At 36.7% G+C, this 10,161-nt stretch carries 9 protein-coding genes and 1 pseudogene; 3 read left to right on the top strand and 7 right to left on the bottom strand.

Annotated elements, in window-relative coordinates:
• Positions 1 to 622: pseudogene (locus tag BGC07_RS00875) on the top strand (transporter substrate-binding domain-containing protein); the annotation flags it as partial.
• Positions 623 to 844: 222 nt separating this feature from the next.
• Here the strand turns inward: BGC07_RS00875 and BGC07_RS00870 are convergent.
• Genes BGC07_RS00870 through BGC07_RS00860 form a run of 3 tightly spaced genes read right to left on the bottom strand, consistent with a single transcriptional unit; the run spans position 845 to position 4,023 of the window.
• Positions 845 to 1,588: a substrate-binding periplasmic protein gene (locus tag BGC07_RS00870; RefSeq protein WP_069311597.1), complete on the bottom strand. Its 744-nt coding sequence runs from the start codon at positions 1,586 to 1,588 to the stop codon at positions 845 to 847.
• A gap of 7 nt (positions 1,589 to 1,595) precedes the next feature.
• On the bottom strand, positions 1,596 to 3,251 hold the full coding sequence (locus tag BGC07_RS19140) for a substrate-binding domain-containing protein (RefSeq protein WP_077216673.1): 1,656 nt from the start codon (positions 3,249 to 3,251) through the stop codon (positions 1,596 to 1,598).
• Positions 3,252 to 3,303: 52 nt separating this feature from the next.
• On the bottom strand, positions 3,304 to 4,023 hold the full coding sequence (locus BGC07_RS00860) for a substrate-binding periplasmic protein (RefSeq protein WP_069311596.1): 720 nt from the start codon (positions 4,021 to 4,023) through the stop codon (positions 3,304 to 3,306).
• A gap of 384 nt (positions 4,024 to 4,407) precedes the next feature.
• Between BGC07_RS00860 and BGC07_RS00855 the strand changes: the two genes are divergently transcribed.
• Positions 4,408 to 5,196 (top strand): class I SAM-dependent DNA methyltransferase, encoded by a 789-nt coding sequence (locus BGC07_RS00855; RefSeq protein WP_158006817.1) that lies wholly within the window; start codon positions 4,408 to 4,410, stop codon positions 5,194 to 5,196.
• A gap of 49 nt (positions 5,197 to 5,245) precedes the next feature.
• On the opposite strand, the gene BGC07_RS00850 is transcribed toward BGC07_RS00855, so the two are convergent.
• Complete coding sequence (locus BGC07_RS00850; RefSeq protein ID WP_069311594.1) at positions 5,246 to 6,466, bottom strand: tetratricopeptide repeat protein; 1,221 nt, start codon at positions 6,464 to 6,466, stop codon at positions 5,246 to 5,248.
• A gap of 735 nt (positions 6,467 to 7,201) precedes the next feature.
• Between BGC07_RS00850 and BGC07_RS00845 the strand changes: the two genes are divergently transcribed.
• Positions 7,202 to 7,462, top strand: a complete 261-nt coding sequence (locus BGC07_RS00845; protein ID WP_069311593.1) for a hypothetical protein — start codon at positions 7,202 to 7,204, stop codon at positions 7,460 to 7,462.
• A gap of 237 nt (positions 7,463 to 7,699) precedes the next feature.
• Here the strand turns inward: BGC07_RS00845 and BGC07_RS00840 are convergent, their stop codons facing one another.
• The 3 genes from BGC07_RS00840 to BGC07_RS20335 all read right to left on the bottom strand — a co-directional run.
• The gene (locus BGC07_RS00840; RefSeq protein WP_069311592.1) at positions 7,700 to 9,028 is read right to left on the bottom strand and encodes an LbtU family siderophore porin; all 1,329 of its coding nucleotides are present in this window, start codon (positions 9,026 to 9,028) and stop codon (positions 7,700 to 7,702) included.
• Between the two features lie 374 nt (positions 9,029 to 9,402).
• On the bottom strand, positions 9,403 to 9,708 hold the full coding sequence (locus BGC07_RS00835; RefSeq protein WP_139121565.1) for a hypothetical protein: 306 nt from the start codon (positions 9,706 to 9,708) through the stop codon (positions 9,403 to 9,405).
• Between the two features lie 37 nt (positions 9,709 to 9,745).
• Positions 9,746 to 10,161: hypothetical protein (locus BGC07_RS20335; RefSeq protein WP_158006816.1), on the bottom strand; the 416-nt coding region annotated here is incomplete at its 5' end.

Genomic DNA, 10,161 nt, shown 5'->3' with positions numbered 1-10,161 from the left:
GAAAATTAATAAATTTATAGTAAAAACCCATAAAACTCCAATGACTAATTTAAGAAAGTTGCAGTCATTACGCAGTGGTACAATTGATGTTATCGCCTTACCCACATCAAAGACATTAGAAGCAGAGTTTTTACCTATCAGGTTCCCTTTAATGAGGGGCTTACTGGGGTACCGTGCACTGTTAGAAAACAAGGACTATATAAAAGGAAAGCCATTTAAATCCTACCGCTTCGGTCAAGGGCGTGGCTGGACTGATGTTAAAATTTTAGAAAATAATGGGTTCAATGTCGTTTTATCTCAAGATTACGCATCCTTATTCCCTATGTTAAACTATAGGCGCATTGACTTCTTTCCTAGAGGTGTGAGTGAAGCATTAAACGAATATAAAGCGCATCATGCTAAATTTAAAAATATAGCGATTAATAAACACTATATGCTGTATTATCCGTTCGTTGTTTATTTTTTTGTTAAGAAAGAAGATGTACATTTACACGACTCCATTTTAGCTGCGTTGAATAATTTCAAAAAATCAGGTGAGTTTGAGAAATATTTTCAAAAACATAACGGCCAATACGTTAACTATATTCAAAAAATTTTTCAGGCAGCGTCTATAAACTCATAAATAACACAATACCAAAATCTGCAGAAGAGCAAGCCTCAATGGATTTTTTCAGTGAAACCGTAAAGTTAGTTGATTAACCATCATTACAACCGTCTCTACTATATTATATCTTACTTCATGAACTCACAACGAAACCCTCTCTGGCTCTTGATGCCTCCACTCATCCAGGGTAACCTTTCCTTATCAAGCTCGCTAACTCAGCCAACGAATAAGCATAGGATGTTAACGACTTATATTCCAATAATTTTTTATAATTTTATCGAGATGACCACTATCTCTCATGTTGTTAATTGTTGCATTAAATATCTTTAAATAATTTTTATAGTTAGGATACTTCTTTGAGAACATAAGAAAATAATCAGTATGTAATATACTAGGCTTCATTTGAAAAAGTGCATCTGTATTTCCAAATATTTCTTGCATGAAAGCTTTAGCGGCTATCGTGTCTAAAAAAACGAGATCTACCTTTTTTGATTTCAATGCTTTTAAACAATCACGCATGTCATTCAACTTGATCACAGAGATATGATTTGTCTTTAGCCATTTTTGAATAGGTTTCATTGAATAGCCCAGAGCATTACAAAGGGTGACGGATTCTACGTCTAGATAGTTCTGTTGGACAAGGTCACTTTTCCCGGTAAAAAGCGCATATTGACTACTGATAATCGGTGCTGAAAACTCATAATGTTTGAGCCGTTCTTTAGTTTTGAAAATATATGGAAAGACAGCAAGCGCTTTTCCAGATTCAGTATAGCTTTCCGCTCTTTTCCAGGGCATAAATGCCACTTCAATAGACGTATCAGTCTTTTTAAAGACTTGTGATATAATGTAGGTAACAATGCCTTGCTGAGCTAAGTGCTTACCAGTATAAGGAGGATAATCGCCTGTTGTTAGCAGCACTTTAGCTTGAACACTGATTAATCCGATAAAAGACAAAATTATAAAAATTAATAATTTATTAAACATATAAGCCCTAATTTTTAAGTATATTTCTTACTTCTTTGTCATTTAAGTTATCCATATTGATAAAAATAACACCTGTATCAACAGCAGGCTTGACTGGTTTGCCCTGAATCACACGATGCACAATATTTACTCCCTGATAACCCATTTGAAATGGCCGCTGGGCAATAAAACCATACATCTTACCCGACCTTAGTGCTTTAAGCATCACAGGGTGTGAATCGAAGCCAATATGTAAAATTTTGCCTGTTTTATTAGCTCGCTCTAGTGCTTTTAAGGTGCCAATGCTACTTGATTCATTTGGGGTAAAAACACCATCAATATCATTGTGTGTATTAAAAATATCATAAGCCTTGCCTCTCGCGTGACTTGCTTTTGTGCCAACATATTCATCAACAACGATTTTTAAGCCTCCTGCTTTCGCTGCTTTTATAAACCCTTCTTCTCTCGCTGTAGTGGATACAACCTCTTTACTCAACCGTAATACCGCAATGTTGCCCTGACCTTTCAAAGCAGCCACCATTTCTCGGCCTGCAATTTCACCTGCTCTAAAGTTTTCGGTTTTAACCACACTCACTCGATCCCCAGCCATATCGCGATCAATATACACGACAATAACACCTTGAGCTTTTAAGCGATCTACATCTTCTTTCCTGTCATTTGAGTTAGGCGCAAGCAATAAGCCTTCACAACCAAGCTTTTGAGTGAAATAATTGATAAGACTGCGTTGACCTTTGAAGTTGAGCTCATCAGCAAGCCCCCTTGTGTGAACAACAACTCCAAGCTCTTTGCCTGCTCTTTTTTGCACCCCCTTCAACTCGCTTCCAAAAAATCCTTGCCCCCCACCTGCTGTAACAACACCAATACACGAGGCTTTTTTAGCTGAATAGTTCCAGTTTGCAATATATGACTGCAACGACGATTCACGAATATTCTTAATTTCATCCCATAGATTTTGTCTAATATCTTTCAATCTGGATTTTTTTGATATTGCTAAGAAGTAACTTTTTGATCGAAGTGGTTTTTCGCTTATTTTTAAAATATCTAGAAGGTTTAATTTTTTTATAAAAAACTCTGACACCTGTGTTGCAGCAACTATACTTCCTCTTAGCCTACGACTCATTTTCTTAAAGTTCTGAATATCCCCTGCTGCGGTAGAGTCAACCTTAAGGTTATGCGCTTTTAATAAAGCTCCAATAGAATAACCCAAAGGGATATAAATCGGCTGAGGAATAGATTTTATATCGCCATTGAAATGATAATTGTTCTTTTTGGGAGTAATTATGCTATATTCAACTTGCATAACACGCCATTTTGATTTTTTATTCGTTGCTGCGTCAGGTGGATAAAGCAAAAATTCTGCTCGCTCCTTCTTATAAGAAGCTACTGCTATAGCATCTACAGTACCATTTTTTGCATTCAGTAAGCACCGTTTCCAAGGTTTAGCAATGATCTCGTAATCGATTTCAAAATTAGATAGCGCTTGCTTAATAACATCAAGCTGAATGCCTGCGGGCTTACCTGTATCATCCAGATATGTAAATGGAATCCAGCTATTTCTATCCATGCATAGCGTAAATTTTGCGTGTGACACTGACACATAGAATATTGATATAACAAAAAGAATGGCGGCGAGTTTGATACTCGCCTTAATCACCTTCTTCACTCGTGAGCCTATTTATTACTTATATTTAACCGCAAAGTCGATAATCTTTTCATCACGAACAGAACGAATCGCATCCCATATTTTTTTCCTGCTCCGACTCTGTTAGTGATGATTTCTTAGAAAATGGTAAATAATAGCTTTTCGACTTAATCGGATCTTTCTGAATAACAAAGATATCTTCCATACCAGGTGATTTAATCACCGCTTGTGCAAGCTGTAATAAAGTCACTACGCTACCCTTTTTAATTCGTTTTAGTTTTTTGAAGTTATTTAAGTCTGATTTAGCTTTATCATCTACCTTTAAGCCAAGCTTCCTTAAGTCTTCAGCAATCGAGTAACCTGAAGGCACATAAACAGGCTGTGGCAAGGTTTTTAAATCTCCAGAATAATTATAGTTATCCTTGGCTAAAGAGACTACGACATAAGCAACTTGGCTGACTCGCCAGTTAGACTCTTTTGCTGTTGCTGCATCTTTAGGATAATTCATGTACACCGCACGCTTCGCCTTATATGATGCAGTTGCAGCAGCATCGACTTTGCCTTTCTTCATTTCACTAAGGCAACGCTTCCAAGGGAGAGGAGTAATAGAGTATTCAAATCCTGCTTTAGTCAGAGCAGCTTTAATAATGTCGGTCTGCAACCCCGTGACTTGCCCATCTTTAGTAAAGACGAAAGGGTACCAATAATTCTTATCCGCACAAATTTTAACGGTTTTGCTAAAACCAACAAGTGGGAACACCATGATAAACATAGCAATCATAATTAACTTCATAATACTACCTTAAAATAAGCCAATCCACATCATTCTAAAGTATAGAAGCTCAAAGCTGCTTTATTTATTTTAAAAGTATTATTTTTATAAAAAAGCCCATAGAAAATATAAATATAATTAAGATATAACAGGTTACATCAGAAGGTCAGAGCTTAAGTATGCGAAAACCCGCCATGATAAAATGCTGTAACCCAATAAGGCTGGACACCTTGATAATAGACAAATATGACATCTTATCAAAGTGCTTATGAAGTAGAAGCAGCAGCACTCAAACTATTTAATTTATAGAGATCGTTTCAACGCTCTACTTTCCGTGTATCTCATTTTGATTTATCATGGCTAACTTAGCAAATCTAAAAAACAAAATAAACGACAAGGATGGCAATGATGAATTTTAATGATAAAGCCAGTATCTACGATAAAATTGCTTCTTCTCAAAACGAAGCTGCAGATATTCTCTACCAAGAAATCATCAATACTTGTGCCCTCGTCGATACGGCCAATGTATTGGATTTAGGTTGTGGAACCGGCTATCTTTCACGAAAACTCAGCGATGAATACAGCTTTGTCACCGGCATTGATATTTCAGAAGAAATGCTCCAACAAGCCTCCGACCAAGGAGGAAATGTCGATTATGCCTTAAGAGATGCCGCTGAACTCAATGAACACTTAGAATACGACCTAATCACTGCAAACTCTCTAACCTACTACATCTCTGATCTACCTACAGCCTTTAAATCTTATTACAATGCACTAAAGCCAGGTGGTTATTTTGCACTTCAAAGTCAAACAGCACTCTCTCCACAGTTTGTTCGCGCCTTTCATTCACTTAAAAAAAATGCAATAGCTAAGCCTTTTATCGACGGCTTTAAACTGCTTGCTAATATGCAGTGCCAGCAGAAACTGAGTGAATATATTCAAGTTGCAGGATTCAGGTTAATTTTAGAAAAAACGCGTCATTTTCGCACTCGTTGCACACCAGAAAAGGCGTTAGATATTTTCAAAGCAGGCACAGCGACACCGCTGTTAAACCCCAAAGGCTATGATCGCAAACTTACCTCGGAGTATAAAAAACTCTTCTGGCAATATATTCAAGAAAGTATTGAGAGTCAAAGTATCGACAACCAATTCACTCTTGAGTTTTCACGTGTCTTTATCATTGCCGTTAAATAAAATCATTCACCCTATGATCAAACAGCTTAAATCATAGGGCTAATTAATATCACCTACCTACTGAAAGCACCGATGGTGGCCGGTGACCAGCCTTGTGTGTTTTCTGTGCTGCCAAAATCTGAGCAGGAGGCTCTGATGAAGTGTCGCCGCTACGTTCATTTCTAATGCGTACAACCTCAGCGAGATCTCTCTGCGCTTCATCTCCATGGCCTAACTTTGAAAAAACACGTGCACGTAAAGCATAAGCCTCTGGACGGTCTAAATTCAAATCAATAGCAGCGGTGTATGCTTTCAAGGCTTTTTCATAATCAACAGGAGAGCTTGAATTACGCATTCCAGAGCAATTATTCCCTCGAGTCACATAAACCCTATATTGCTCAGAAGGGCTAAACAAAACATCGTGATCATCTTGCAAACTCGATGTCGCACTCAACATTGTCCTTTCTAATTCTAAAGGATCTAAATTAATGTCTTTTAATGAAGTTGGCTCGTGCTTTAATTTATGCGGTTCAGGATTATCTCCCTTATCTAAATCAATTTCAAGGCGCTGATGCAACGGCCCCATCACTTCTGGCCCATACTTCTTGGCAATCATTGCAACCGCTTGTGTTTCATTCACTCCCTTTCTCACAACATTCGTTGTCGGCCGAATCGTAATAGGCACTTCATCTCCACTGCACCTTGGTAACTGATGGTTTTTTGCGTAGATTTTCGCCAATAAATCATAATCTTCCATTCCACCATATTGCTCTAATACAGGGTCAAAGCGCAAACCTAAGCCACTATCTAAAAAGTGGCTCAATGGATAAGCCATTGCGGTATTACGTGCTGAATGATACCCCAAACCTAATGCCTGAGCTACTTGAAATTCAAGTTTAGGATGAGCAGCTGACACCCCTGGAGTTTTTAAAGTTTGCTGCAAATGATATAATTGGTCATTCGACATTCCAACCTCATTAGACAGGCAAACAAGCTGGTCATCCTCGCTAACGCTAGGATCTGCCAAAATACCCTCAATCCCTTGATTTAAAGCTCTAGACCAACCATATTCTTCTTCAGTTAGTGGCACACAACGAACTGTCATACCAGGATTGCTATGAGCAACCCTCTCAACAATACCTGGGGTATCGCAACTATCTCTCCCGGTATTCGTCACGACAGTAATCGAACCAATTAACCCCCTATCAGCATCTTCATTTATATATTTTTGGATAATTTCATCAATACTTCGAGTACTATAAGCACGCAACAATAAGTGCATCTTCGGCATTATTTATATCCTTTTTATATATTTATCATTAAATCATCCCTCACCGAACACAACGTGAGTGCCCAGTTATACTAGCTTACAAAAAGAAAATTTTAAGTTAATTTTACGTAAAGACAATGAAAACAAATCATACTGGATAAACAGTCACATAAATAACATTAAAAACATAATATTTATGATCAATAAGATAAAAACATCGAATAAAAATACACCTCATTAATTAGATGCACGTATTGACAATAAAACAAAGTATAAATATTATGCATGAAATAAAAGAATCATTTTCAAAAGGAAATTTAAAATGATAAAAATAATAAAAAGAAACAATACAAGTTGCTTTGTGACATAGAAAAACAGTCATTTACGCTGGCATTAGAATTTTTAAAACTCACACTTGATGATGAAAGCATATTAAATGATAAAAAATTTCAAAAGTTAAGAGAGACAGTCAGTCTTCTTTCTAACGAAGCCGCAAGCTCCCGCAAGGAATACGAAAAAATCAACAATCCTAATAACTATTCATTACATTAAGCCATATAGCGTTGATTACTCACCAAAGTAAAGTACTAAATGTAATCGACTGAGTATAAGCGCTCAATGAAAGAAAGATATCTTAACTTGCTCTTAGCCAGTAACACCTTAAAGAGTTCACACACTTTGACTGAACACTAGAATTCAGCACTCCATTTATCTACTCTAAAGAAAAAGCAGCTATCAAAATAAGAGCGTTTCGTCATGGTCACTAAAGTACGAAAAATTACCATACTGCTAACATGCATCGCCACTTTATCTACTATTATTAGCTTGGGCTATAGTCTTGATAACCTAAGCACAGGACTCAACTTACCAACAACAATCGTTGTCTTGTGGAATATTCTTCCCCTTATTCTACTATTTGCCCTTTGCTTTATTGCAAAACAATTATATAGCCTTATTGCTGCGTTAATTTGTACCGTATTAATTACTTTTTTTGAATCTATCGCTTTTAGTTATTAGCTTTTATTTACACAACAACCCCCATGTCGCAAAAATCATTAATGGCTTTACCTATTTATGCTTTTTCTTTAGGGGTAATCAGTATCGGTGGTCTTTATATCATTGTGCAAATTTATAATTTTATAATTAGACCCAAATAGCCAGCGGACCCAGCGACTCTAATCGGCTGTTACTTAAAAGTGGAATGTCGAATATTGATCCAACAATCCAATAACCTGAGTTCATAATTTAAAGGCGCTAAAACTTCACATAAAAATCAGCAGTCACAATATTATAATGGCTCGTATCATCGCTTGTTAAACTGCTATATTGCCCGACGCGCGCAAACTCTAACGCCCCCCAAGTATTTCTTAAAAGCTTTGCTCGTATACCCAATAGCCACTGGTTTTTTAAGCCCGGTTCACTCGTCAAACTATTCACTGTTCCTGAAGTTAAATTAGGCTGAATAAGATAATCGGTATTTTTCAATGCACTATAACCCAATAAAATATCAATGGGCTTCACCCAGTTAAATTTATAGCCCGCTTGAAGATTATAACCTTTTAGCTCACCTCCTCCGGTACGAGCAATTTCTTTTGTCGTTTGTGCATAATTTGCTTTAAAGCTAATCGGTCCAATCGCTAATTGCCCAGACATATTCCAAGCAGGCAATTGCTCACCATTCTTCTCAAAAATTTGACCTCTAGCAATACTGCTATCACTTACATTGGTTAAATCAGCAATATAACCAACCCCAACTTTCGCTTTTATATTATTAACATTAAAACTATAATTAGTATTAAATATCCAATCATTGATATGGTTATTGTTACTTGCTGAGTAAACAATTGGAGTTGTGCCCGCCTGAGTTAATTGCGCCTGGTTTTTAAATACAGTCAGCGAGCTATTTAAACCTGATTGATAAAAACCTAAACTCGCTCCAGAAATAGCTTTAATCCGGAAATAATTCGTCGTCAAAGGATAGTTGGTGCTGGTATTATGCCCACTAAAATCACCAAAATAAGGATACATTTTACCAAGGGTAAAATACATGGGTGACTCATTTAAATTGCCAATGGTCAATACCCCTGTACGCAATACCGTTGATTTATGTAAGTCTAATTGCAAATCAGTATTAACCCAATCATTAATACGTGCTAGTACATCTAAACGTGCAGTATCTAGCCAAACAGAGCTTGAATTTTGATTAGCAGCAAACCCATTGGTACTAAGAATTTTATCGTCACTATTAGGCAAAACACTGCGCCCATAAGAGGCATTTGCTTCAAGCACGCCACCTAAAGTTAATAACGGCGCTTGATTCCCTGCTTTTTGCAACGATTTTAACAGACCTAAATCACGTCCAAAACGACTGGATTTCGCACTAATGAGCTTTCCACCCACCTCACCAACATATACTAAACCTCCCGAACTGGAGTTTCCTTGCAACTGAGCAAGTTGCTGTTGTAATTGCTGTTGCTGTGCTTTAATTTGATCAATTTGTAATTGCAAGGGCTGTGCAGCAAAACCACTCACAGAACTTATGACTAGAATTGTGACGGCACTCACTAGTAACTTGTATTTCATTGCTCACTCCATAGCAAAAGACGATTGAAAACTAAAAAGTCTAAGCACACTCTCCGCGTTCAGGCCAATATATCAAGTTACTAGCAGAGTTTCAATATAATATTGATAATCATTATCATTTAAACAAAAAATAGACTATTTAAATATAACAGTGGATTTTTCTATTAATAATGCTTAATACCTCTACCCTATTTTTCATAAAAATAATAAAAAATGACCTTATGCATAAACACAGTAGTGTACGCGGCAATACAGACCAGAGTTTGACATTTTCACAAGCATTGCTGTCTGGGTCATTTTTTTCGAAATTCCTGATTCTAAATAATAGCATGACATGACCACTCGTCACTTCATACCAGATGGCTATTAGATTACTATTGTCCATTCAAAGGTCTTTTTATCCCAAGCTCATTGGCAATATGCCATGCTCTACCTTCTTTATTCTCTTTATCTTCTATATAATTATAAAAAAGATTGATTGAGTCCCATTGTGCGGACTTTTTATTGTGCATTTTTTCCCAGCGTCCTCCCCACTGATTTTTTCTACCATAATCATACATCTTTTTAAAGCACTCATGACTTACACTGCCATGGTACTCCTTGAACAGTTGAAAAGCATACCCTGTTCTTGTTTTCGTGCCATCCGGGTCTTTTTTCAAACGCTCCATGATCTTATCCAAACTTAGATAATCACTCCTATAATCTTTATCAATATGATTATGGTAAAAATTTTCGAAACCCGCGCCTGACAAAATCAGCTACAGAAGTCTGTGCCTTCTCCAGTGCATGGTAAAACTTTTGAAAACCTTCAAGATGTTTCTTTAATGTTGAGCGAATCAGTAACTCCTCAACCATTTCCCCGGCATGATCGCCATTACCCTCAGAGCAAGCAATAATTTGGTTCTGAAGTTCGATGTTATTTTTAAGCTCTGTCCACAAAGCCCCTGTAAAATCGATACCTAGCTTATCTAAAATGATAATCGCGTCTTGAAGTTCAGAGTTTTCAAACTCACCTATGAGTATAACTTTATTATTATACGCAAGGTTATCAAAAAATTCTTTGAATTTTCCTCCAAAAAAATCTATATCACTTACAAGATAAATATCATTATCTCTTAGTATAGTTAAAGCTT

The organism is Piscirickettsia litoralis, assembly GCF_001720395.1.
Classification (GTDB): domain Bacteria; phylum Pseudomonadota; class Gammaproteobacteria; order Piscirickettsiales; family Piscirickettsiaceae; genus Piscirickettsia; species Piscirickettsia litoralis.
The sequence above is the reverse complement of the archived record's forward strand: the minus strand, read 5'-3'. Positions and strand labels throughout refer to the sequence as shown.